Annotated in this window: 15 protein-coding genes and 1 riboswitch; of the genes, 10 read left to right on the plus strand and 5 right to left on the minus strand. The window is 35.6% G+C overall.

Annotated features, from left to right (window positions below):
- The first annotated feature begins 26 nt into the window (after positions 1 to 26).
- From IGJ27_RS04490 to thiD, 3 genes are all read left to right on the plus strand, one after another.
- Entirely contained in the window at positions 27 to 5348 is a 5322-nt protein-coding gene (locus tag IGJ27_RS04490; protein ID WP_256733991.1) for a hypothetical protein, read from the plus strand.
- A gap of 75 nt (positions 5349 to 5423) precedes the next feature.
- Complete coding sequence (locus IGJ27_RS04495; RefSeq protein WP_010719609.1) at positions 5424 to 5864, plus strand: universal stress protein; 441 nt, start codon at positions 5424 to 5426, stop codon at positions 5862 to 5864.
- 340 nt (positions 5865 to 6204) lie between these two features.
- Positions 6205 to 7053, plus strand: a complete 849-nt coding sequence (gene thiD / locus IGJ27_RS04500; RefSeq protein ID WP_088745315.1) for a bifunctional hydroxymethylpyrimidine kinase/phosphomethylpyrimidine kinase — start codon at positions 6205 to 6207, stop codon at positions 7051 to 7053.
- Positions 7054 to 7242: 189 nt separating this feature from the next.
- On the opposite strand, the gene cls is transcribed toward thiD, so the two are convergent.
- On the minus strand, positions 7243 to 8694 hold the full coding sequence (cls, locus tag IGJ27_RS04505) for a cardiolipin synthase (RefSeq protein WP_010737327.1): 1452 nt from the start codon (positions 8692 to 8694) through the stop codon (positions 7243 to 7245).
- Positions 8695 to 9044: 350 nt separating this feature from the next.
- On the opposite strand from cls, the gene IGJ27_RS04510 reads away from it, so the two are divergent.
- From IGJ27_RS04510 to IGJ27_RS04520, 3 genes are all read left to right on the plus strand, one after another.
- The gene (locus IGJ27_RS04510; protein ID WP_010719606.1) at positions 9045 to 11711 is read left to right on the plus strand and encodes a cation-translocating P-type ATPase; all 2667 of its coding nucleotides are present in this window, start codon (positions 9045 to 9047) and stop codon (positions 11709 to 11711) included.
- Between the two features lie 384 nt (positions 11712 to 12095).
- Entirely contained in the window at positions 12096 to 12824 is a 729-nt protein-coding gene (locus IGJ27_RS04515; protein ID WP_178306066.1) for a class I SAM-dependent methyltransferase, read from the plus strand.
- A 581-nt stretch (positions 12825 to 13405) separates the two neighbouring features.
- Positions 13406 to 15631: a putative mucin/carbohydrate-binding domain-containing protein gene (locus IGJ27_RS04520; protein WP_256733990.1), complete on the plus strand. Its 2226-nt coding sequence runs from the start codon at positions 13406 to 13408 to the stop codon at positions 15629 to 15631.
- A gap of 207 nt (positions 15632 to 15838) precedes the next feature.
- On the opposite strand, the gene IGJ27_RS04525 is transcribed toward IGJ27_RS04520, so the two are convergent.
- Positions 15839 to 16990 (minus strand): hydroxymethylglutaryl-CoA synthase, encoded by a 1152-nt coding sequence (locus IGJ27_RS04525; RefSeq protein ID WP_010719603.1) that lies wholly within the window; start codon positions 16988 to 16990, stop codon positions 15839 to 15841.
- 185 nt (positions 16991 to 17175) lie between these two features.
- Between IGJ27_RS04525 and IGJ27_RS04530 the strand changes: the two genes are divergently transcribed.
- The 3 genes from IGJ27_RS04530 (at position 17176) to IGJ27_RS04540 (ending at position 22249) form a co-directional block, all read left to right on the plus strand.
- Positions 17176 to 19617, plus strand: coding sequence for a hydroxymethylglutaryl-CoA reductase, degradative (locus IGJ27_RS04530; protein ID WP_178306065.1), 2442 nt, complete (start codon positions 17176 to 17178; stop codon positions 19615 to 19617).
- A gap of 221 nt (positions 19618 to 19838) precedes the next feature.
- Positions 19839 to 20006, plus strand: a riboswitch (M-box (ykoK) riboswitch).
- 281 nt (positions 20007 to 20287) lie between these two features.
- Positions 20288 to 21427, plus strand: a complete 1140-nt coding sequence (locus IGJ27_RS04535; protein ID WP_010719601.1) for an FtsW/RodA/SpoVE family cell cycle protein — start codon at positions 20288 to 20290, stop codon at positions 21425 to 21427.
- A gap of 45 nt (positions 21428 to 21472) precedes the next feature.
- Positions 21473 to 22249, plus strand: a complete 777-nt coding sequence (locus IGJ27_RS04540) for a phosphatase PAP2 family protein (RefSeq protein WP_178306064.1) — start codon at positions 21473 to 21475, stop codon at positions 22247 to 22249.
- A 249-nt stretch (positions 22250 to 22498) separates the two neighbouring features.
- On the opposite strand, the gene IGJ27_RS04545 is transcribed toward IGJ27_RS04540, so the two are convergent.
- The 3 genes from IGJ27_RS04545 to IGJ27_RS04555 form a co-directional block, all read right to left on the minus strand.
- Positions 22499 to 23200, minus strand: coding sequence for a hypothetical protein (locus tag IGJ27_RS04545; RefSeq protein ID WP_178306063.1), 702 nt, complete (start codon positions 23198 to 23200; stop codon positions 22499 to 22501).
- Positions 23201 to 23431: 231 nt separating this feature from the next.
- Entirely contained in the window at positions 23432 to 23686 is a 255-nt protein-coding gene (locus IGJ27_RS04550; protein WP_010719598.1) for a hypothetical protein, read from the minus strand.
- Between the two features lie 20 nt (positions 23687 to 23706).
- Positions 23707 to 24558, minus strand: coding sequence for an aldo/keto reductase (locus IGJ27_RS04555; RefSeq protein WP_178306062.1), 852 nt, complete (start codon positions 24556 to 24558; stop codon positions 23707 to 23709).
- A 171-nt stretch (positions 24559 to 24729) separates the two neighbouring features.
- Between IGJ27_RS04555 and IGJ27_RS04560 the strand changes: the two genes are divergently transcribed.
- Entirely contained in the window at positions 24730 to 25734 is a 1005-nt protein-coding gene (locus IGJ27_RS04560; protein WP_010719596.1) for a nucleoid-associated protein, read from the plus strand.
- The last annotated feature ends 275 nt before the right edge of the window (positions 25735 to 26009 follow it).

Here is a 26009-nt window from a genome sequence, read left to right on the forward strand (position 1 = left end):
TATTAATGAAGAACGGAGAAATGCAAATGGAAAGAGACTTTTATGAGAAAGAATATATGGAGATTAGAGGAAATGAAGTATCTTGTAAAGAAAATGAAGAGTGGATCACAATTAACCTATACAACAATCCCAACTTATTGGCGGATAGTATTTATTTATTGAATAAATTATTAGATGAACAAGATGTACTATATGGACATGTTTTTCAGAATAAAAAGGAAATTTTAGAAAAAAGTATATTGAAACGATTGCCAGAAAATCAAAAAAAAATATTTTTAGACTGGCAAGAGGTTACACAGTTAATCGCTAAGGCTGACTATGGAACAAGACAAAATTTTAGGGAGTTGTTCCTTAAAAAAAAATTATTTTCTTTAGAAGAAAAGGCAAATTTTTGTGTGGCTTTTCAAGAGTTGATAAACGATATCAAAGATAAAAAGGAAAAAAAGTTTAAAGAGCAATTTTATGCTAGTTATTCATTAGATGATAGCGAACTAAGTGAATCCATGGAAATTTATCATTATTTACATCCATTCGAGAATGAAAAAATAGTTAAATCAATGAATAATATCGAACAAATATTTATTGATTTGGTGTCTCCTTCTAGTAGTACAAAAAGAAAATGGGGGAATCAAATGGATGATGTAGTCCGAGCCAGTTTGATTTTAAAACGGAAATTATCCTCGACACAATTGAAAAATGATTTATTTAAAAGAATGGTGGAGCCCTATGTTTTTTCTGATAACCACCCCAACTTTAATACGTTTATGGAGACAACCGTTAACTCCTATCTTAAGGAACATCCCACCACAGATCCTGACTATAGTTATTTGCCAATTAAAAAAGAACAGGAACAAGTTGAATTATCTCTGACAAACGAGGTAGAACCATACTACTTATTTGCATTGCAAGAAATCCGAAAAGGATTTAGAAAAGCATCAACAGATCTATTCACACATATCTACTTACATACAACGATTGAAGAAAAACGATATATCATTGATGACTATGCAAAACAGTATTTAACTACATTTGATTATTTGGATTTTATGCTCAGGACAAGACAACAACGATCTCAGGGAAAATGGAATGAAAATGATCGTTTACAAGAAAGTCTCCATCTACTCGTGGATGGAAAAAGCAGAAGGGCTTACGAGGAACGAGCGTATTATTTGGCTTATCTTGAAGAGACGACATTACCAAATTCTCTAAAAGATACTTTGAAATACCTCTTATTGAACGAGCTAACTTCTGCTGAAAAAGCACAAGCGTTAGAGCTTGTTCCTGAGAAAAGACAATTGTTACTACTGACAAAAGAATTAGATAGAAAGACTGTATATGAACTTGAAGCAATCCAACAAGGCAAAAAACAGGTAACAGATGATTATTTTTTAGTGGCCTTAGCGGCGTATAAAAATACCGATTCGAAAAAGCATCAAGAAAGAATCAAAGAACAAGCCAAAAAATACCTAACGGAAAGTAAGTATGTTGAATTTGAAATTCATACCCAATTTCAAGATGAATTTAGAAAAAAATCAGTCACACAACCAAATGTAGATTTTCAAGAAAATGGACTAAGTCGTTTTCTTAAGAGGGAATACTTATCTGCTAATGAAGTTCGGGCTTTTTACTTGGCGTATCTTGATGCACAAAAATTACCGAATAATATCCAAATAATTTTTGAAAAAGTTTTGATTAAAGATTTAACGGATAAAGAAAAAAAAGAAGTGATAACGCTATACTCAGAGAAAAGACAATTATTATTGCTGGCAAAATACTTAGAAAGCGATATTGTGTTCGAACTTGAAAAAATCCAACAAGGGAAAAAAAGGGGAACATATGATTATTTCAGAGCGATATATAATAACAGTGATTCGATACTAGCTCGAGAAATGATTAAAGAACAAGCTCAAAAATATTTGACTGAAAGTAATTACCTAGCATTTGATATAAACAACCAACTCCAAGAGGAAAGTAGAAAAACGGACTTTACTTTACCGACAGTTGACTTTAAAGATGAAGTACTACGGTATTTTATTGACCATGAAGTATCATCAAAAAGTGAAATGATCATTTATTATCTAGCCTACCTTGAAGCTAAAGAAATACCAAGTGATTTAGAAACAATAAAAAACTTGAAAAAAAATGTCGCAACCCCAAACCAAATCGATATTGATGAATTGATTTTAGAAAAAAAACAACTTCTAACAATAGTTAACGAAATAGGCCCAAGCGCATATGAAAGATTAAGATATGACATAGGAGTATCAATCGGCTTCTTTACGGAGATGTATGAAAAAGTGAATTCAGTTGATACTCAGCAGTTCATCAAAAATCAAGCACAATTGTCTTTAGATGCTGAAAAACATTTAGAATTTAAAAAACGTATTGCACTTTATGAACTAAGCAAATCTAGTAAATTAACCTTTGAAGTTGACTCTTTTATTCAAAGACAACGTCATTCTCAACAAAAAAATGGGGAGAACTATCGAACAAAAATCAGCCTTGAAGACATAGGAAGATTGAGAGAGCATAATCTGTCTTCTCTAGCTGAGAGGATGGTTTATGTCCAGAAGTCTACCGAAGAAATAGAAAGCAAAAAAAACGATGAACCAAAAAGTGTCAAGGAAGAATTACAAGTTTTTCTTGCTCTAATTTCTCGTTTTGATGATGATGATAAATATAGATATATGGACAGTCATTTTGAAAATATATATAGTTCAGTCAAAAAAAAATCTCATAATGGGAAACACATTTTATCTCTACCAAAAAAAAATAAGGCTTTAAATAAATTAAAGGATAAGTGGGTACTGTATGATAAAGAAAAGGGAAGAAACTGGCAGTCAGTATTAGAACTTAATAAACAGAAACAATCGAATATTACCGGTTTTATTAGCCGAATCATTTTATTACCTACATGGCAATCTGTAGACGAAATTGAGCCTTTATTTATCGCTGTAAAGAAGAGAATAGAGAAAAGATTAGAACGATTTAGCCAAGAAGTGAAAGCAAGTCAATCGAAAACGGATGAAGAAATTTTAGCGCTCGCAGAAAAAGACTATAGAGTCAAAAAACTATTTACATACTATCAAAAAATTGCTCCGGCAGTTCCGTTGAAAGATTTTGCAAAGATAACGCCAACCGTCGTTGCTCATTTTAAAAATTCAGCACATCAACTTGCAAGAGAAGATTTAGGGGAAGATACAGAGTTATCTGAACAAATTTATGAGCTAGGTAAGCAAGACCTCCCGTTTTGCGCAGATTTAATCCAATATTTGGCATCAACTGGTATCAATGAAAAAGCGAAAGATATTCTACTATCTCCTAATGAGGAAAGTCAAAGAAGAGCCAAACAAATAATAGAAATTTATAATCAAAAGCTCGACATGGCGCAGCAAAAAAATATTTTGGAAACTGAAAAGAAGCAGCAGCAGATTGAGAATGATAACCAACTGAAAGAATTAGTAAGGAATGGCGTTTATAACTATCAAAAGGATGGGAGTAAAGGAATACAGATAGGTCAGGCTAATGTTGATTCTGTTACGAAAAATAAACAATTACAGCAATTTATCAAAGAACTAGCTGAAAATTTAGATACAGATATGCAAAGAGAAGCAGCGATTCAAACAGTAATGAAACCAAATTTAAGTTTGGAGGAAAGGGAAAAGTTTTACGCTTACCTAAAAAACGACCCGTTTCTTCCATTATTCTTACAGAAGGATAACTTATCAAAACTTGAATTAAAAGCTTATGTAGATGTTTGTCTTAAAAAAACAGACTTATCTTTTAAAGGGAAAATTTCTAGCTGTTTGAGGGATTATTTAACAGTAACTGAAAAAGAAAAGCTAAACAAATTGATTACTGAAAAAGAAGTCATCCGTGCAGTTGCAGAAGAAATCAATCATCAAACAGCATTGGAATTGGAGCGAGTAGTAAACCAAAAAAAACAAGAGATTGATCCACTCGTAGCAGTTTATCGTCAAACATCCTTTACACCAATTAGAGAGTTTGTCCTACAACATGTTGATTCATCATTGACTGATGAAAATCGCTCTGAATTTTATCAGAAAATTGATTCTGTAGCTCCTATAAATCAACTAGATCAGACTAAATGGAAGGCCCCCTCAACAAATAAAAATGTAAAACAAGAAAAGGATAGATTCTTATTTTCATTGATGGATGAAATGAAAGAAACATTAGAGCAGCAAAAACTTGTCTATTACTTTCCAGAAATAGTTAAACAAATTTTGCCTCCTAAAATTAGGAATTTGGAGGAAATAGATAAAGAATATCAAATAACAAGAGAAAGATTAGAGGAAACGGGTATCCATTTTACATACGGGCAAATGCAAAAGTGGATAGACACTTTTGATGAAGGTCCTATAGTAAACGATAATAATCATATATCCATACTTAAAACAATTGCAAAAGTAATTGAAAAACATATGGAACGAAAAGGAATTCTAATAGAGAATATTCCAACCGACAAAGCGGAAAATAATATAGTAAAAGAAGAATTAATAGCAGCAATCGAACAATCAGTAGTCAAGATTAACAAGGATGACTCCGATAAAAGTGTAGAAGAAAAGTTTAGGGATCATCTTTCGAATTATCCAATTATTCTAAATTTAATAAAGGAACAACCTGAAATAGGGAAAAAATTACTGAAAAAATGTCAGGACAGACTTCCTTTTGTTTCGCTAACTTCTTCAAAAGAATTTCGTGAAATTGTCGATAATGAGTTCGCTATAAGAAATACTAACATTAGGAAGTTTGCACGAAAACATGCCCCGCAAGTAAGAAGCCAAATGACAGTAGAAAAACAAATCTATGATTTGTATCAAGAAAATCCAGCTTGGTGCTGTGAAAATTTACGAGCGATCCTCGTCGATTATGTTGGGTTCAAGAATATAAATTTAAACCCAATTTATAGACCTAAATTATACTCTTTTCAAGCGTGTGGTAATTTTGATCAATGGAGATTACGGGGTAAAGCACAAAAAATAATCAATTTTTATACAGGTATCGCTTCAAATTTAGAAAGAGTATTACCTAAAGAACTTCAAGAAAAAGAACCAGTGAATAAGGAAAGACAGACTGAAATATCATTAGAGTCAATAGTGACCAAGCATGAGAAGTTAAATAATGATATGGTTTTAACAGAGACGAACGAAAAGAAGAAGTTATTTCCTGCCACGGATTATTTTGAATCGAAAAGTAATTTAAGGCAAAGGGAGCCACTAATAAAAAAATTGCATATGACTCAGATAAAAGAAAAAGCAAGCCAAGAAGGTTACAGCTCTAATGAGAGAAAAACGCATGAACAAGTTCAAAGACAAGCGAATCGCTAAGTTTGGTCAGTGCTAGTAAATTAGTTGTTCCCTTAAAATAATCGTGCTACACTGATTGTAAAGGAGGCGGTTTCAATGGCAGACACCTATAAAAATATATTAGTAGCAATTGATGGATCAGAAAAAGCAGAAAAAGCCTTTTCTGAAGCAGTTACAATTGCAAAAAGAAATCAGGCAAAGCTACACATTTTGTACGTAAACGAAGTAACGGGTAACTATTTCGGTGATTTTGCATTTGTTACAACGAACTTACAAGAGGAATTAGATGAAGTTGCAGAAAACCAAATGAAAGAGCATCGCAACTTAGCAATTGAAAAGGGACTAACAGATATCGAGACGTATATTTTGTATGGATATCCGAAAACATTGATTGCAAATTTCAATGAATCAAAGGAAAAAATTGATTTGATTGTTATGGGGGCTACAGGATTGAATGCCGTGGAACGTGTCTTAGTTGGTTCAACTACTTCTTATGTAGTCACACATGCACCGTGCAATGTGTTGGTAGTAAAATAACGTCACTCGCTAGTTAGTGAGAGGATGCTAGAACTGAGCAGTACACTGAAGAAGCAAATAAAAAAGTAAGCCGAAGAAGCTGAGCATCATTTCTTTTATGTCAGTTATCTTCGGTTTTTTTTTTATGCTGTATTTTGCTTATTTCATCTTTTTAACTAATTAGTAAGTGATTAGTTAAAAAGATCACTATTCTTAAGGAGATATCTTGAATATTACTAATTTGACAAAAGCTGCAATCAACAATTGTCCATCCACTACGATTTGATTCCTTAAAGTAAGAAGTGGTATAGTTGTGTAGAATAGGGAATGAGTTGGAAAAATAAAAAAGGGAATGAAGTGTATGAACGACCAATATGTACAAGTCATGACGATCGCGGGATCAGACAGTGATGGAAGTGCAGGAATGCAAGCAGATATGCATACTTTCTTTACCCGTGGCGTCTATGGTGTATCAGTTATGACGGCTTGTGTGGCAGGAAATTCTTATGGGATCGGAGCAAGTGTGACCTTACCAAGTGAGTTCATTGATAAAGAATTTTCTTTGATCGCTGAAGACTACCAAATAAGAGCGGCTAAAACAGGTATGCTAGCTGATGCAGAATTGATTGAAACAGTAGTTAAAAATTATCAACAGTATAACTTCGGTCCTTTAGTGGTCGACCCAGTAATCGTGACGAAGCATGGAAATCTATTATTAGAAGAGGCTGCTTTAAGTAGTCTGAAAGAAAAACTAGTACCGTTAGCGACTGTCTTGACGCCGAATTTCTATGAAGCAGAGAAATTAACTGGACGAACCTTAACGACAGATGAAGATTATGTTCAGGCCGCTGTTGACTTACAAGCAATGGGTGCCAAAAATGTGATGATCAAAGGATTTCATACGAAAGAAAGTAATCAAGAAGAAGTAAGAGATTATGTGTTGCTGGAATCTGGACGATCATTTTGGTTAAGTGCAGTCTTTTATCCGACAGATCGAATCAACGGTACAGGAGACACATTGTCGGCTTGCATCGCTGCAGAATTAGCGAAGGGAAAAACAGTAGAAGAAGCAATCCGAACGGCAAAAGACTACGTCAATATTGCAATTGGTGAAGAAATCATTGTCGGTCACAAGTATGGTCCCATTAATCACTGGGCAGCAGAAAAGCAACTCTCAGCAAAAAACTGTTCTTCAAAAAAGAATCAATAGCTATCTAAAAGAATCGTTTTTTTTTGCTTTTATAATTTTTCAAAAAAGTATAAGTGAATCATAATGTTTTTAATAGTAAAAATGAAAATGGGACTGAAAAAATCAATTCTGATTCTTCAGTCCCATAAATTATAGAGCCTTTTTTGTGGATCAAGCAAAAAACTCATTTTAAATTTGAATGTTTATGATTTATAAGATAGGTGAAAACAAACGAGAAATTTGTTGTTTGAATAACAACCAGCCAGACATTTCTTTGACTGTTTCCGTGGTCATCGGTGTACATTGTTTTTCATCTTGTAAAAATTGATCTGCTAACTGGGTTAAAAAGGCTGGATCATAAATGACAGCACTGGTTTCGAAGTTCAACCGATAACTTCGAACATCTTGATTGGCAGAGCCGACCATACAAATTTCATCATCCATGATCAATGTTTTCGCATGTAAAAAACCATTCTCATAAACCAAGATTTGAACGTTTTCTTTGATCAATTGACGTGCATAATATTGGGTTGCTCGGTAAATAAACGGATGATCAGGTTTATTAGGAATCATGATCTTGACTTCTACGCCAGAAGAAGCGGCAATTTTTAAGGCAGCGATCACACTTTCATCTGGAACCAGGTAAGGTGTTTGAATCCATACCCGTTTTTTAGCAGCTGTGATCAATTTAATAAAGGATAATTTAATTTGTTCACGTTCGTTGTTAGGACCGCTTGATACTAATTGAATCGAAGTATTTTCATGCTTGTCGTCTTTCCCAAGTTCTTTTTGAAAAAAGTAATCAAGATGATAGGCAACCTTCTTTTGTTCGGGTACTGAAACATTCCAATCCGTTAGAAAACGTAGCTGTAATAACGAAGCAGCAGCGCCATAGATTCGAATATGAGTATCACGCCAATAACCAAACTTTTTGGTTGGATTGACATATTGATTGGCGATGTTAAAGCCACCGGTATAGCCGATTTTACCATCGATCACGACGATTTTACGATGATCGTGATAATTCAATCGGAATCGAAGTAATGCTCTTTGTGACGTGACGAATGTATGGACGTGACCACCATTTTGGATCAAACGGTTAAAGTCTTTCGGTTTAGTGCCGTGTGAGCCAAACGCATCATATAATAAGCGGACTTCAACCCCTTCAGCAGCTTTTTCTTCAAGTAATGTCAAGATTTGTTGTCCGATGTTGTCCGTGACGAATGCATAATATTCGATATGAATCGAATGCTTTGCCTGCCGAATATCACTTAATAGAGAAGTTAATTTTTGTTGACCATCTGTTAATAAAGTGACGGAATTACGTCGGGTTAATGGCATGCGATTTAAAGAAGAGAAGAAGTCAACAAATTGTTGATGCTCTTCATTATCCATGACGGGATCATAGTGATCGATCGTATCTCCTTTGAAATCTTGAAAATTTTCTAGTTCTTTCAAGTCGCTTTGTCTCAAATAAAATTTTTTCTTATCAGTCAATCCGCGACCGAAGAAGAGATATAGGATAAATCCAAGACCTGGAAGAGCAAATAGTACGAGCAACCACGCCCAGATTGCAGCTACGTCACGAGGTTTGATTAAAATAGTTACTAAAGCAATTAGTGCATTGATGAAATAAAGGATCGTGAGAATAGTGATAACCAAAATAGCTTCCTCCTTATTTAGAATAACAAACAGTATTATATCATGAGAATCCTTAGAATCCTAAATTTGAAGTTGCAGAGATTATAAAGTGGTTTGAAAAAATAAAGAACCACAAGGCAAAGTGGTTGCAATTTTCTATTCATTCATGTAGGATAAGAATATAGTTGAATATCTCCTTAGGGGAGTAACCGACAACGTTTGTTGTGATAATATCAACAGTAAGTTAACCATTTGGTTTTCTGGTATTGTATGAAATGGTGAGACCTAAGACAAATCCGCATTTGTCTTAGGTCTCTTTTTTTTCAGTCAGAAAACTTTTTGGTAACGAAAAACAAAATGGGGGATGGAATTTGGAAAACAAAGAACAGGCTCAGCAAGTTGTCTATAAAGAACCAATTGACTCGCTGATGCAAAAAACACAGAGCTCAATCGATGGTTTGAGTACATCGCAAGCAAAAGAAAAGTTAGAAAGAGACGGATTGAATCAGTTAAAAGAAGCACCTAAGAAGCCAACGTGGAAATTGTTTTTAGAAACTTTTAAAGATGCAATGGTTATTGTCTTATTGATTGTCGCTTTGATTCAAATGGTCATGGGAGATTATATCGAATTTTTCGTTATTTTTGCCGTATTGATGTTGAACTCCGTGATTAGTGTGATCCAAACGAAGAAAGCAGAAGGTTCTTTAGAGGCATTGAAAAATCTTTCTGCACCTGATGCACGTGTGATTCGTGATGGAAAAGAAAAAACGATCCCTGCGAATGAACTGGTTGTAGGAGATATCGTTTTATTGGAAGCGGGAGATTATGTCCCTGCCGATGGTCGGTTGTTAGAAGCTGGATCATTGAAAGTGGATGAAGGGATGCTAACTGGTGAATCGACAGCATCGGAAAAAGAAGTAACTGATATTAGTCAGACAGTGCCGATTGGTGATCGTATCAACATGGTATTTAGTGGAACAATCATTACTTATGGTCGTGGGAAATTCTTAGTTACCGCTACTGGAAATAACACAGAAATCGGTGAGGTGGCAGGGTTACTTGAATCAACAACTGAACAAGTAACACCACTACAGCGTGGATTAGATAAATTTAGTAAGAAGTTAAGTTTAGCGATTTTAGCTTTATCGTTAGTTATTTTAGGTATCCAATTGTTCCGAATCTATCTTGGCGGCGGCACAGGTGATTTAACTGCTGATATCGTTAGTGCAGTAATGTTTGCAGTCGCTGTTGCGGTTGCTGCCATCCCAGAAGCATTACAATCAATCGTAACGATCGTTTTATCCTTGGGAACCAATAAAATGGCGAAACGACATGCTATTATCCGAAAATTACCAGCAGTGGAAACACTGGGTTCGACTAGTATTATTTGTACAGATAAAACTGGGACATTGACCCAAAATAAGATGACGGTAGTTGATTATTATCTAGCGAATGGTTCGACTGGAGATTTTACCGATGATCCAAAAAAATGGACAGACGATGAAAGACGGTTGATTGAAATCAGTGTATTAGCCAATGATGCTTCCATCAGTGAAGATGGTACGAAACTTGGAGACCCGACAGAGGTAGCGTTTATTGATTTTAGTGAAAAATTGAATCAACCGTATCAAGAAATCCGTAACAACTATCCAAGAAAAGCTGAATTACCATTTGATTCTGATCGAAAATTAATGTCGACTGCTCATAACATTGATCAGGGACACTATCTTTTTGTTAAAGGTGGACCAGATATCGTGTTTGCTCGCAGTAAAAAGGTCTTGCTAAATGGTGAAGTTGTACCAATGACAGAGGAATTGATGAAACAATTCAAAGAACAAAATGAAGCTTTCTCAAACAAGGCATTGCGTGTTTTAGCCTTTGCTTATCGCCCAATTGAAAGTCCAGAGTTGTCATTTGAAGATGAAAATGACTTGATTCTAGTTGGATTACTTGCCATGATCGATCCTCCAAGAGCAGAAGTCACACAAGCAGTTAAAGAAGCTCGAAGCGCTGGAATTAAAACAATTATGATCACTGGAGACCACAAAACGACTGCTGTTGCGATCGCGAAAGAAATTGGGATCTTTGCAGAAGGAGATCAAGCACTTACAGGGACAGAGTTAGATGAATTGACCGAAGATCAATTAAACGAAGTCTTGGAAAAAGTGACTGTATACGCACGTGTATCTCCTGAAAACAAGATCCGAATCGTACGTGCATGGCAAACAAAAGGACACATTTCTGCGATGACAGGCGATGGTGTTAATGATGCTCCGGCCTTGAAACAAGCGGATATCGGTATTGCCATGGGTACGGGTACGGATGTATCGAAAGATGCGGCAGCGATGGTCTTGACCGATGATAACTTTGCTTCAATCGTTAGTGCCGTAGAAGTAGGACGTAATGTTTTTGATAATATCAAAAAGGCGATTGCCTATTTATTCTCTGGAAACTTAGGTGCGATCATTGCGATTGTCTTCGCTTTAGTTGCTGATTGGTCCAATCCATTTACAGCATTACAATTATTGTTTATCAACTTAGTCAACGACTCATTACCAGCGATTGCTTTAGGAACAGAAAAAGCCGAACCAGCTACAATGAAACGTCCACCAAGAGATCCAAATTCAGGAATCTTTACCGATAAAACATTGATCTCGGTTACTTATCGTGGCGTACTAATCGGTATCGCAGTCATTTTTGCGCAGTGGTTAGGAATGCAACATTCACCAGAATTTGGCGTAGCAATGTCATTTTCTACATTGATCTGGTGTCGAACATTACAAACGTTCCCTGCGCGTTCTAACACACAAACAGCGATCCAAGCAGGTTTCTTCGCAAATCGAAGCGTATTGTTAGCTGTTGTAGTATGTAGTGCATTGTATTGCTTGACGATGATCCCAGGCTTGAAAGAAGTCTTTTCAATTCCAGCAGCATTTGGTTTGACAGAAGTCTTTACGTCAATCGGGATTGCCTTAGTAACGATCATTTTAATGGAAATCACAAAACTGATCCTTGTACACGTACAAAAAGAGAAATAAAAAGGAATACCTGGGATAATTTTTTGATGTGCTATTCAAAAGTTAATAGCAGAGTATTTCACCAACAGGCTGGTATGGCTTCGGGATTCAACCGAATGTATACCAGCCAGTTTTTTGTTCGATGACAGCTTTATTCTTTACTTGATGATAGCTGTCTAATATACATAGTGAAGAACTATATCGGCAATTTAAAAATTTGGCTCTGATGAGATAGAAAGAAAGGAAAACACATGTGAATCATGTATAATGAAAGGACAGAAATTTTAAAAATAATTATTTCTATAAGCCTAAGAGCAGGTAGGTTTTGGTTATGAATTAGTCAGTATATTATTTATTCCGAAAAGTGAAAAAGTGATATAAAAATAGAGAAATAGAGGAATGAAAATGAACGAAGAAGAATGGGACGCCTTTGCAAGCGATTACTACATGAATCAAAAAGAATCAGACAAAACAATTGTCCGAGATGTCATTGAGTATCTAAAAAAAGAAGCTGCATTACCAACTGAGAAAATAGTGGATGTAGCAGGTGGCGCTGGACGCTATCTAGCGATGTCAAAAGAAGCAACTACATATGAATTGATAGATTTTTCGGATGAAATGTTGAAGTTTGCTACTGAAGAAGCAGCTAGATTGGGGAGGGAAAACATTCATCTAACGAAACAGACTTTTTCTGAATTTCTGGAAAATGGAAAAACGTATGATTTTATTTTCTCTGCTTCTAATCCGGCTTTAGACGATTCCGTAAAGTTAAGTAGAATGTTAACAAAGATGAAAAAATATTGTGTCATCCTAAGAGTTGTCTCTTCTAAAGAAGATCTGTTTACATCGTTGGAAAAACAATTAGGAATTTTCGAAGAAGATGCTGTGACTTCACCAGTAATAATGGATCAATTGGAAACTTATTTAAAAGATGAAGAATGGTCCTATAAAAGAAAAGAATTTACGTATACGTTTAAAGAAGAAATTACGGAAGATTTTATGAGAGCTTATTATCAAGAATATCTAGAAGAAACAATTTTTAAAGAGTATATTCAAAAATATTTTGACCCAAAAGAAAAAATTGTTAGTACAACGATGTTGACCTATCGGCTACTACTAATCAAGAAGGAGTGACCCAAAATGGGCATGACTAGTTTTGTTTACTCTAAGAATATAGAGAAAAACGATTTATCTCTTAGGACGGATTGACGAGGAATGACTTTTTGAACACCGTTTATCCGTCTTTAGAGATATGATGAGAAGAGACTGAGGCATGTTTTGATTGATTGGCTCAGTCTTTTTTTGTTGTGGCTAATGGAGTAATCGAAAATTAACGTAAAAGAAAAAACACTTATATTTGCTTGTGTCTTAACAATTCACTCTAAGAAATCGGCCTAAAACTATTTTTTGACTGTTGGTTATCTTTCTAAAATAATAAACGGAGAAAAATGAGTTGTCAGATATATTGGTCTTATGTTTTCTTAACTGTTTTAAATCATTTTTATTATTTTATAAAATAACAAATCATTGAAATGTTTGTTTTGGAAAATTATAGCTTGCATCTTAATTATTTCTTTAAAAAAATAGTTTAATTGAAGTGAAAGTATAATTTTTATTGTGGTTGTTGACTATTTTATTTATACTTAAATGTATACGATTGCTTTGTTTGATTAAATGGCAATTTGTATAAAATTACATAACAGGAGGTTTTTTGTTTGAAAAAGATTTTTTTGATAGGGTTATCAGTGTTATTTTTTGGTTGTTTGTTTTCTACGAATGTTCAGGCGCAAGAGGTAATTAAAAAAGAGATTTTTAGTATTCCTGAACCAACTTGGATCTTCAATGCAGGGATGGATAAAGGAAAAAATCATGATCGCCAGGATTTAGGATTTATCTTGTCCGAAAATGTTGAATTGAGGATTAGACAAACAAATAAACAATTCAAAAATAAATTAAGATTGAGATTGTTAGGTAATGCTTCAAGTATCGAAAAAAGTATCTTAGTTGGTTCAGAATGGGTAAGTATAAGTGCAGATGATCCTTTGGTTCCGTTTATTGATACGCCATATGGAGAAGAAGCTGCTCAGATTGAATATGAAATCGTCACTTCTGAAAATATTAAACCATTACCAGTTTATAATTATCATGGAGACGATACTATGTTTCTTTCAATGTGGGACAAGTTCGATGCTGAATATGCTTTGATTAAAGGACCAGATTTTCAATTGCTTGTTCCTAAAAATGATAAAGAAAAAGTAAGAAACTTGAAAGATTACCGTTCCTTAGATGAATTGATCGAACACTACATCGAATTGTTTGGTTACTATAATCAAATCGCTGGTTTTGATAACTCGTCTAAAGAAAATCAAAATGGAGTGAACCGTTTTTTCTTTAAAGCAGATAAAAACGGACGTGGCGGTGCTTATTATTCCTCAGAATGGGCAGCAAATAGCTATAGCACAGTCGAGTGCTGGTTAACTGAAGACAGTTGGAAAGTGTTGCATGAAATTGGTCATGGCTATCAAGCTGGTTTTGATGGAGTTGGAATGTATACGGGAGAAATATCAAATAATTTGTTTGGTGTTCAGTATGAGTACAATATCCTATTTGGAAAAGAAGCAGATAAAAAAGGCGGGCTATTTGAAGGGAAAAAAGATACAGTAGAAAGAAGTATGTATGAGCATATGATCTACGAAAAACGTACATATGCTGAGGCTAAAGCCAACGAAAAACTAATTTTATTAGCGATGTTGAAACAAAAAGCTGGAGATGAGGCTTTTGCTAAAATGTACCAAGAATATCGTAAAATAGCTAATCAATCAGATTTCGTCCGTGAAGATCATACCTTACCTGATTTAATGAATCGTATCTATAGTGAAAATAGTCAACTAGATTTTTCAGGTGTTTTAGAAAAATGGGGATTGACGCTTGATCAAGTACAAGTCCAAAAAAATCGTGCGCATGGTTATCCGGCAGTCGCTTCTTTAGCTGATGTCGTACCAGAAAGTGAGTTGGCACGTGCGCGTGAATTAGTCGACCCATCTTATTTGATCAATTCTAATTTTGAGATGGTACAAAATAAGGAGATTGCTGCGCTAAATCTAAAAGGTGATCTTACGATTGAATTAAGTTTGAAAGATTTAAACCTATTAAAAGGTTCCAAAATAACTTTAAAAGATGGAGCGAAAGAAATAGCTACTCAAGAAATCACTGGAGGAGTAGTCACTTTTAAAAACATTCCTAATGGCATCTATTGTGCAGAATTCTCTGGAAATCAAATGATGTATTTCATCCCACAGAATAGTTATGTTTACGTGAAAGAAGCAACAAATCATGCGGTTATTACGTTGGACGAAGTAAAAGATAGCCAAGTCATTGATTTTCATGGAGTGAATGACAGGAAGTTTGGCTCATTTACATTTAGAACAAACAAGAACAGTGATACTCAAGAAGCAATTGTTTCAGTTACGCATTCGAGACCTCATTATCGTTATGAGAATGAAACTTATGTAAAAGTAATGGTCAAAAGTAGTACAGGAGAACTGAAATACGAAAAAACGATCGAAGGCATAGAGTCTGTTACTGGTGAAGAAAATGTGTCATTGAAAATAGGTGATATCGTTGAAATTTATCATGCAGAACCTAAAAACCGCTTCATTTCTTCTGAAGGGATCGTTGATACTACGCAATCGACCAATCGTTGGGTAGTAACCCAATTTGGATTAGAAAACCTAGCTTTGAAAAATGATGCCAAAGAGGATCTCAAAAAAAGAATTACGTCATTAGCCACTCAACTTTGGGATAAAGAGTTAGTCAATCCGGTTCCAAGTGACCGATCACCTGAAAAAAAATTGTTATGGGTGATGATGGATCAAACATCATTAAGAGAAAAATCAGAATATCGAACTTTATATTATATACTATTCAAAAAATGGTTCTAAACATTAAGAAGCATCATATAGTTTATGAAATAGGATAGAAAATCAAATAGCGACTTACAGTTATTTATTGTCACAACAATGTTGACAAAAGTAATTGCAAGCCGCTATTTTTTGTTTTACTGCTTTTTGTAGCTATATGTCAAAAGTTGCTTTTTTGCAAACATTTTTGATTACCTATTAAATCAATCAGGCAGTTGTCTCATAGGGTTACTTGTAGTAACGAATATCATTTTCAACTTTATAGATTGAAAATGGTACATCGGAAGAATATTCGGCTGTTTCCCCATGTTCAGGTAATTTTTCCTTGAAGATTGTTTCATATTGATCGACTGTGACAGCTTCTCTACCTTCTAACATTTCTTGATGTAGTTCAGTCAATAGGAAATCTTGATAGCCGTCTTGTAAGTAACCTGTGAAAAATTCACTGACAGCACCCGAACCATAGCTGAATAAGCCAATTCGATCACCTGATTTTAACACTTGTGAGTTTTCTAAAAGAGAAATCAATCCTAGATAAAGAGAACCAGTATAAAGGTTACCAATTCGCCGACTATAACGAATACTTTCTTCATAGCGAGTCAATAAGCGATTTTGTGTTTCTTCATCTGTCTGATCCAAGACACTTTGTAAGGCTTTTTTCCCCATTTTTGTGTAAGGAATGTGAAAACTTAGCGCATCATAGTCTTCTAAAGTAAATCCTGTTACCTCTTTATGTCGATTCCAAACTTTTTGAAAAGATTCGATATAAGTGGAGTTGGATAAAGGACCATCAACCACTGGGTATTGCGCATAATCAGGACGCCAAAAATCATAAATATCTTCGGTTAAGAAAGTACTATCGTCTTCGATAGTGATGATTCGTGGATCTTTGGTAACCATCATAGCGACAGCACCCACACCTTGTGTCACTTCTCCACCACTAGCTAGACCATAACGGGCGATGTCACTAGCGATCACTAAAACTTTTCGATCTGGATGATTTTTTACATATTCTTTTGCCATGTGGAGAGCAGCAGTTCCACCATAACAAGCTTCTTTTACTTCAAACGAACGAGCAAAAGGTTGGACTTTCAATAAATGATGGATAATTACAGCACTCGCCTTTGAATGATCGATGCCAGATTCCGTTCCTACGATAACCATATCGATCAGCTCGCGATCTTCATTTGTGACGATCCTAGTAGCTGCATTTGCTCCTAAAGTCACGATATCTTCTGACACTCGGTTGATGGCCATTTGATCTTGGCCAATACCGATATGGTATTTAGCAGGATCATCTCCCCGACGTTCAGCTAACTCTGTCATATCTAAATATAAATTTGGAATAAAAAAGGAAAGACGATCAATCCCTACTTTCATTTCAACACCTCTTTACTCATGATAAAAAAACTTACTTTACTAAAGTATCATAAAAAGATTAAAAGAAATATAAAAAAGCGAATATTTAAGGATTTGTAAAATTTATTCCTAGATTTTTTTGAAGCTGTAGTGAGGTATTTGTTTTTAGCATAAACAATGGTATATTTTTCTAGGAGGTGACTGACTTGAAGGAAGTCGTTATTATAGATGCTGCGAGAACGCCAATTGGAAAGTATCGTGGCAGTTTAAGCAGTTTTTCTGCTGTAGAATTAGGAACAATCATTACAAAAGAACTGTTAGAAAAAACAGGTATCCATAAAGAAAACATCGATCAAGTAATATTTGGAAATGTATTACAGGCGGGGAATGGTCAGAATGTTGCCAGACAAATTTCTGTCAATAGTGGTATCCCTGTTCATGTTCCTGCCATGACAGTCAACGAAGTATGTGGCTCAGGAATGAAGGCGGTTATTTTGGCTCGCCAATTGATTCAGTTAGGTGAAGCTGATCTAGTAGTCGCAGGAGGCACTGAAAGCATGTCACGTGCGCCACTGCTTCAGCAATATGAAGCAGAAAATGCAACTTATGAAGAGCCGATCTCAAGTATGGTCAATGATGGGCTGACAGATGCGTTCTCAAATGCACATATGGGCTTAACTGCTGAAAAAGTAGCGAACGAATTTTCCGTTACGAGAACAGAACAAGATCAATATGCGCTCAACTCACAAAAAAAAGCAGCTCAAGCTAGCGATAACGGGGTATTTGAAGCAGAAATTATTCCCGTTACTTTACCTGATCAAAGAATCATGGATAAAGACGAAGCCATCCGAGGGAATAGTACACTGGAAAAATTAGGGACTTTGAAAACTGTTTTTTCCGAAAATGGGACTGTGACAGCAGGGAATGCTTCTCCGTTAAATGATGGAGCATCGGTATTGATTTTAGCTTCAAAAGAATATGCGATCAAACATGGGCTTCCTTATCTTGCAACAATCAAGGCTGTTTCTGAAATTGGGATTGATCCGAGCATCATGGGAATTGCACCTATCTCAGCAATCCAAACATTATTGAAAAAAGCAGAAATTTCTATTGATCAAATCGATCGTTTTGAGATCAACGAAGCATTTGCGGCTTCATCGATCGTGGTCAATCGCAACTTAAAACTAGCTGAAGAAAAAGTCAATATAGATGGTGGTGCCATCGCACTCGGTCATCCGATTGGTGCAAGTGGTGCTCGTATTTTGACAACATTAAGTTATGGCTTGAAACGAATGAACCAACAATATGGTGTGGCTTCTTTATGTATTGGTGGAGGCTTAGGACTAGCCATGTTACTTGAAGCAAATCTAGAAACGGAACAATCAAGTGACCAAAAAAAAAAGTTTTATCAACTGACGCCTGAACAACGTCGGAGTCAGTTGGTTAGTGAAGGAATCATCAGTCAATCACAAGCTGATGAATTAAAAGTAGGAACACTCTCTGAAGAAGTAGCCAATCATTTGATTGAAAATCAAATCAGTCAAGTTGAGATTCCTCTAGGGATTGCACCTAATTTTCAAATCAATGGAATCAAAAGGCAAGTACCGATGGCGACAGAAGAACCGTCTGTAATTGCTGCAGCCAGTAACGGTGCAAAAATATGTGGAGACATTACAGCAATTACACCACAACGCCTGATGCGTGGTCAGATTGTACTATCAGGGGAACTGGATAATCGAGGCATAACTGATGCTGTCATCGCCAGACAAGATGAACTACTAGCATGTGCGAATGCAAGTTATCCCTCGATCGTGAGACGTGGTGGTGGAGTGCAGGAAATCGCAACAAGAAACTTTAAGGGCAATAATTTGGATTACTTATCGATCGATTTCTTGGTTGATGTAAAAGATGCGATGGGAGCAAATATCATCAACGCTATCTTAGAAGGTGTTGCCCAGAAAATACGTTCCTGGTTTCCTAAAGAAGAGATTTTATTTAGTATTTTAAGTAATTTCGCAACAGAATCATTAGTAACAGCTAGTTGTGAGATTCCCTTCGAGCGATTGGGAAAAACGATTGAAGCAGGAAAGAGAATTGCTGAAAAAATCCAACAAGCTTCCGAGTATGCTAAATTAGATGTTTATCGGGCAGCAACACATAATAAAGGGATCATGAATGGCATCGAAGCTGTCATTCTTGCTACTGGAAACGATACGAGAGCTTGTGCAGCTGCCGTTCATGCGTATGCTGCGAAAGATGGTGCTTACCAAGGCCTGTCAGACTGGCAAATGATTGGAGATAAGTTAGTTGGACAATTAACGGTACCTTTGGCAGTGGCAACAGTTGGAGGGGCTTCTAGGATTCTTCCAAAAGCAAAGATTGCACTAGACATGTTGAAGATTGAATCAGCAAAAGAATTAGCTCAAATCATTGCTGCCGTCGGTTTAGCACAAAATTTAGCTGCTTTGCGGGCATTAGTGACAGACGGTATCCAAAAGGGGCATATGTCGCTTCAAGCTAGAGCCTTAGCGATCACAGTCGGGGCACAAGGAACTGAAATTGAACAAGTCGCTGAATTTCTAAGAAAAGCCGAAGGAATGAATCAGGACGCAGCTAGAAAATTTTTGATGCAATTACGTAAAAAATAAGTATTTATAAAAAAGAGAGACTGATTGGGATAACAGCAGAATGGATAAAAAGCTACTATTGTTTATTTATATGTTTATTCATATTATTCCTAGTCAAAAGCTCTCTTTTTTTGCTAATTGCCGGTAAAATTAAGGAAAAGGTTAAATATGACTAAATTTTTGCGAACTTTCTACGGGATACTATTGTGAAATTGTTCGTTAAAGGATATACTTTTTTCAAATTTAATACTTGTTAGGCGAGGCTCCTAAACAAACATAGGCTATTGCGCAGAAACGTCGAAAGACGCCAATGTGTAAAACAGGAATTGTCGAATTAAGGCTCTTCATAAGATAGCTAAGAGAAATCTTTACGTTGTTTAGTGTCAAAACTCACACGATGAGATAGTTGTTGATGTACGCAACTTTAACAAATAAGCCGAAACTTCTAAAAATCTTTGCTGATTTTTGTGAATTTTCGGCTTATTTTTTGGAGTTGGATATTTACACCACTTACTTGAAAATAAATCACAGCACATTTTGATCACGCTACTTTTATTTTTCCTCATGTGAAAGTGACTCCTTTTGCCTAATAGAAAGGATGGCAAAATGGATACTAGTTGATAACGGATGTTTTGATAAGAAGATTAGAGAAATTCTGGTTACGAAAACTTTCGTTTAAGAGGTGTTGTGTGTGAAATCAAAATCATTTGAGTTTAATTATGCGTTATTTTTGCCGATTTTTCTCTTTTATTTATTAAGTATCGGTGTGCAATATGGAGCAGCAGTCTACGACCAAGTGCCTTATAAAACTATTGTTTTAAAACAAGTAATCTTTTGCATTGCTTCATTAGGACTTTTGTTACTGACACAAAAAATCAAGACAGCGTTATTGTTACGATTGTCTCCTTATTTTTATGCTATTTCATTAGCAATTATGAGTTTGCTCTACAAATTTTATGATCCAGTGATGTACCAATTAACCGATACGAAACGTTGGCTGAGGATTGGTAGTTTTACTTTTCAACCTTCTGAATTGGTTAAATTGACTTTTGCATTAGTTCTCGTTTATTTCACCTTGCTTTATGAAAAGAAAGTCAGTGAACGTACCGTGAAAACGGATCTGATCTATGTCTTTCAAGTTCTGTTGATCAGTTTACCAACTTTCTTGTTGATGTATATGCAAAAAGATTTTGGGACAAGTTTGGTATTTATTATTTGTTTGGGGGCTCTGTTCATGATTGCAGGGGTCCATTGGAAGATCTTGGCCGTATGTGCTAGTTTTTTATTTATTATTGGGGTCATATTGATTTGTCTAGTTTTTACGAAATACGGTAATGAGATCCTTTATAGTCTGAACTTTAAGACGTATCAATTAGACCGGGTGAGAGCTTGGATCGATCCTTTTGCTTACAGTCAATCGATCGGATACCAACAATCACAAAGCTTATTGTCTGTTAGTGCAGGTGGATTTAGTGGACGACCAGCTGAAATACCACCAATCTATGTACCAGTACGTGAATCAGATATGGTATTTACTGTAATTGCCGAAACGTTTGGTTTTTTAGGTAGCGTGACCGTCGTTTTTCTATATTTCTATCTTTTCTACCAAGTTATTTACACTGCGATACAGACAAACAATAAAGGAAATCTATATCTAGCGGTAGTACTCGTATTTGGACTATTATTTCAAATCGTAGAAAATATCGGCGCTTCGATTGGTTTACTGCCTTTAACAGGAATTCCTTTGCCTTTTCTAAGTCAAGGAGGAACCTCCTTGTTGATCATGGGAGGCGGATTAGGTATGATTTTAGGTTTTAAAAAAGTAGAATAAGTCATTTGTTTAGTCAGATGAAGTTAGAAAGTAAGTGAAAGTTTTATGAGTGATTATCAACAAAAAGCACTGAAATTATCAATCGTTCCATTATGTCTTTTGATTGGATTGATTTTATGCGTAAAAATCAATCCTCCATGGTTCGAAACACTAGATTTAGCGGTTTATACAAAGAACGATTTACCTAATTTTCCACAACTAACAGCGATTGTTCGTTTGTTTGCTAAGTTAGCAACGATTGGTCCGACCTTATGTTTCGCCTTTCTTTTTGCTTTTTATATTTGGAAAAAGAATTACCATTTGTTAGCGATTTGGAATATCTGTAATATCTTTGCGGTTAGTTTTTTTGGGTATATTCTAAAAAAGCTCATTGCACGAATCAGACCTGCCGTTTCACAATTGGAAATACGTACGAGTTACTCGTTTCCTAGTGGACATTCTTTATTATCCTTTGCGCTTTTCCTAACAATTATCTTATCGTTAAGTATTATTTGGAGTCGTCAGGATACCAAAAGAGTTGCTTGGTATCTTATAAGCTATCCATTGCTGATTGCAGCAACTCGATTATATCTAAGAGTCCATTATCCAAGTGATATTTTAGCTGGATTTTCGTTAAGTGCAGTAGTAGTTTTATTGTCTTATGTTGTTTGTTTCTCTTTTATCTCCACAGATTCAATATTGAAAACAAGGCAATTAGAGAAGAAAAAAACGCTTTTTTCTAAAAAGCAAAAAGTAGTTTTAGGTCTTTTAGTCCTTTTACTAGCAGTAATTATTTCTGGTGTCGCTTATGAACTGAATGTCTTTTATCATGCACATGGGTAAGCTGGATAAACATAACCAATAAACTAAGGGGAAGAGACCGCTTGGTTTTTTGGTTCTATCTTTTTTTAGATTGGTGAAGATTATTGACAGCTTTTGGTGATTCAAAGTAATAGAAAAAATATTTTACTATAAAAAAATGAGCAGAGGGCAATTGCCTTTCTGCTCATTTAACATTTTATGATTTCTCATTACCGGCATCATTTGACAAAAAGCCGTTTTTTGATGCGGTGGATAGATTTGTGAAACTGGTTATCTTTCTGAAATAGCTGTTGCAGCAAACTGTTCGATCAATGGGATCAATGTCAGTTTCACTTTGTATTTGCGTTCTAACGCTTTTTCAATTGTAAATTGGTTTTCTACTGTCATTGAAATTTCAGCTAATTTACGTGGTTCATCTGAGGTTTTCTCATAGATGACTGCTGTATCAGCTTCTTTTTCTACATAAAATTTTGGATATTCCGCTACTGCGCTTGAAAAATCAGCGAAATTCAAAGCGGCAGTTTCAGTTGAGCGTTGTTTTTCAGTTGTTTCCGCTTTTGATACTTCAGCTGTTTTAGGTGATTCCACAGGTTTTGAGTCAGCAACAGGTGTAGAAACCTCTTGAGCAGTTGGTTCATCATTTTTAAGACGTTGATCATTCCAATAAGAAACGATTTCAATCAATAAGTTGTCACGGAAGCGTTCAAAAATGTCTTTTTCTCCTGAACGGATTCGTTTTAAGACAGTTGTGAAATTATCATCAATCGGTACATTGATGCGAGTATCTTCATTTGTTTTTCCTGCAAGTCCAATCGTTAAGATGTGGCGGTCTTTCGGATCAAGCATGACTTGTAAAGGTAAGCCGTAACGACGTAGACTTTCATCCTCTAAAGAATGAAATAATTGACTTCTGATTCCATCTAAAGAAGGACGGAATTGATTGAGTAATTTTTGTTTTTGTTTTTTCTTCATATGTTCTCTCCTTCGCTCATACCCTTTCGATTATAAGAAAAAAAAGATGAAATGAAAAGGATTATACGAAAAAAACTTAGATATGTATGTATTTATACGTATTTTTTTAGGAAAATATTTGTTTTTAACAGAAATGTTTCCTCTTTTTAGGTGTATATCAAAAGATAAGCCGATACGACACCGGCAAGAAAAACTCAGTGTGTATCGGCTTATCACGATCATTGAAGTCAGCTACGTTGTTTTGGAACAAGGAATCAAAGCAAAGACAGACAGTTCAGGTGAATAGATCACTTCATGTCCTTGCCAAGTCGTAACCATTAGCGAATGATCGAAACGGTTGGTTAGCTCTTGGATTTTTTGATCATGGGACCAGTTACGTGCTGGGAAGTGTTGGATCTTGTCTGGTCCGATCAAAAAGATAAAATCAGGATGAAAAGTACGAGTGATTTCTTCTGAGAGCCTTTCTAAACGTTCAATCGGAGTCATTGTTATCAAACATCCTTAAATTAAAATTGGGTAGTATCTGGATCTTTTGCTTTACCAACTACGCCATCTAATTGATCGATTTGTTGCATTTCTTCTTCTGACAGTTCAAAGTCAAAAAGTTCAGCATTTTCTTTGATCCGACTAGGAGTTACGGATTTTGGCAGAGGCAAGAAACCATGTTGTAAGGACCAGCGTAAAGCAACCTGAGCAATACTCTTTTGATGGGCTTTGGCAATTTCCTGCATCTCTGGTACATCGAAAATTTTCCCTGTGCCAAGTGGGCTGTAAGCTTCCAGGATCATTTCGTGTTTTTTGGCATAGTCAACGACTGCTGGTTGTAATTCACCAGGAGCTAAGAAAATTTGGTTGACCATTGGCATGATCTTGGCTGTTTTTTGTAACGCATCCAGATGATGGGGCAAGAAGTTGCTGACGCCAATGGCTTTGATTTTTCCAGCTTCATACAGCTTTTCAAAAGCTCGCCAAGTTTGGGCGTTTGCTTCTTCCCAATTGTCACGGAAAGCCACAGGATTAGGCCAGTGGATCAAGAAAAGATCAATATAATCTGTTTGTAATTTTTGTAGTGATTCTTCAAACGAAGACATCACTAAGTCATAACTGTGATTGGCATTCCAAAGTTTTGTTGTTAGAAAAATCTCTTCTCTGGGAATCCCACTTTCTTTGATCGCTTGACCGACGCTTTCCTCATTTTTGTAACCTTGTGCTGTATCAATGTGGCGATAACCAGCAGCTAGCGCTTCTTTGACTGAAGAAACTGCGACATCGCCATCCGGTGTTTGCCAAGTACCAAAACCAACAATCGGAATTTCATAACCATTTGATAAACGATACGTATTTGTTAATGAATCCATATTCTCAACTCCTTAATTTTTAGTTCACTTTTAAGTGTAGCGCATTTTCTCAAAAAAGGAATCCATTTTGTTTAGGAGACAATTATTTTTTTCAGAAAAAGGAAAATAATGATTTTCGTTCTGGTATTTTGTATTGATTTTCCGTAAACTAAACCAGAAGGGAATGAGAACATGGATATTTATTTAAAAAAAGCAATTATGCATATTATTGATCGTGAAACGGGATCACCCGTATTTTCTCAACAAGAATTGGATCTGACTAAAGAGTTTATTCGAGATTTTTTACAAAAGAAAATCCAAAAAATTTCTTCTGCACAAACGAAAACAGGACAGCTGTCACCTGAAAGTATGATGGCGAAACAAGTCCAGGACTGTCAAGAAAACTTTGTAGCAGCAAGTGAAGGGATCGTTCAACGCTGGTTCGAGATCTATCAAGAAAGCGAAGAAGCACCAAGCGCTGATGTCTTTGTTGTTTTGTATGAAGTAGATACGGTGATGTATGTGGCTTTGTTAAAAGTCAATTACCGAGAATCCTATACACATTTTGTAGAGGCAGACGAAACAGGAATCGCCAATCAATTGATTTTGAATCGAGCGATATTGGGGGCAAAATCACAAAAGGCAGATGAAGCGTTTGCGGTGGCGTTAACTGATTTAACCTATGAATTGATTGAAAAAAAATATGAGTTTTCTGGAAAAAAAGAACTCTATTTTTCGGGGAGAGTCATCGAAAGTGTTCCTGCGCCTTCATTAGAAGAGAATGTCAAAGTGATCCAAAAAGTAGCTAAAAGTTTAGGGAAAAAATTTGAAACTGAAGAATTTGATCTAGTGGCTGATTTAAAAGAGGCTGTTTATGATACGATCGAGGAAAAGGGCAGACTAGACCATGAAATGATTGCGGAAAAAGTCTTCAAAGAAAATATCACAGCGAAATTAGCTTTTCAAGAAGAAGTCCAAGAACAGGGATTTGTTGCTGAAGCTTTGCCAGTCAGAGAAGTCCAAGAAATTTCTGAGAAAAAATTTGGTAAACAAAAATTCAAGTTATCCAATGGAATCGAATTAATCGTCCCTGTAGACGTCTACCGAAATCCAGATTTGATCGAATTTGTTAATAACCCAGATGGAACAATCTCAGTCATGATCAAAAATGTAGACGAAGTATTAAATCGTTTATAATTATTAAAAGAATGCTTATTCAGAGAATACAATAAAATGTAGCAGACAAGAAAAGAGCCAAGAGAAACTATAGTGAACGTTAAAAGTTGGATTAAAAAGTTAACTTTTTTCGGTCAGTATAAAGTTTTCCTTGGTTTTTTTGCAGGTGTAAACTATATAAGTAGTGCATATCTTTAGATGTTTCAGAATGACAGCTTTCTTTTTACCAGATAACACCATTTCTTTTGTGAACTGATCACTAAGAGCAAAAGCCAAAATAATCACATCATTCTTTA

This window comes from Enterococcus sp. DIV1726a, from assembly GCF_051710985.1.
GTDB lineage: Bacteria > Bacillota > Bacilli > Lactobacillales > Enterococcaceae > Enterococcus_B > Enterococcus_B hirae.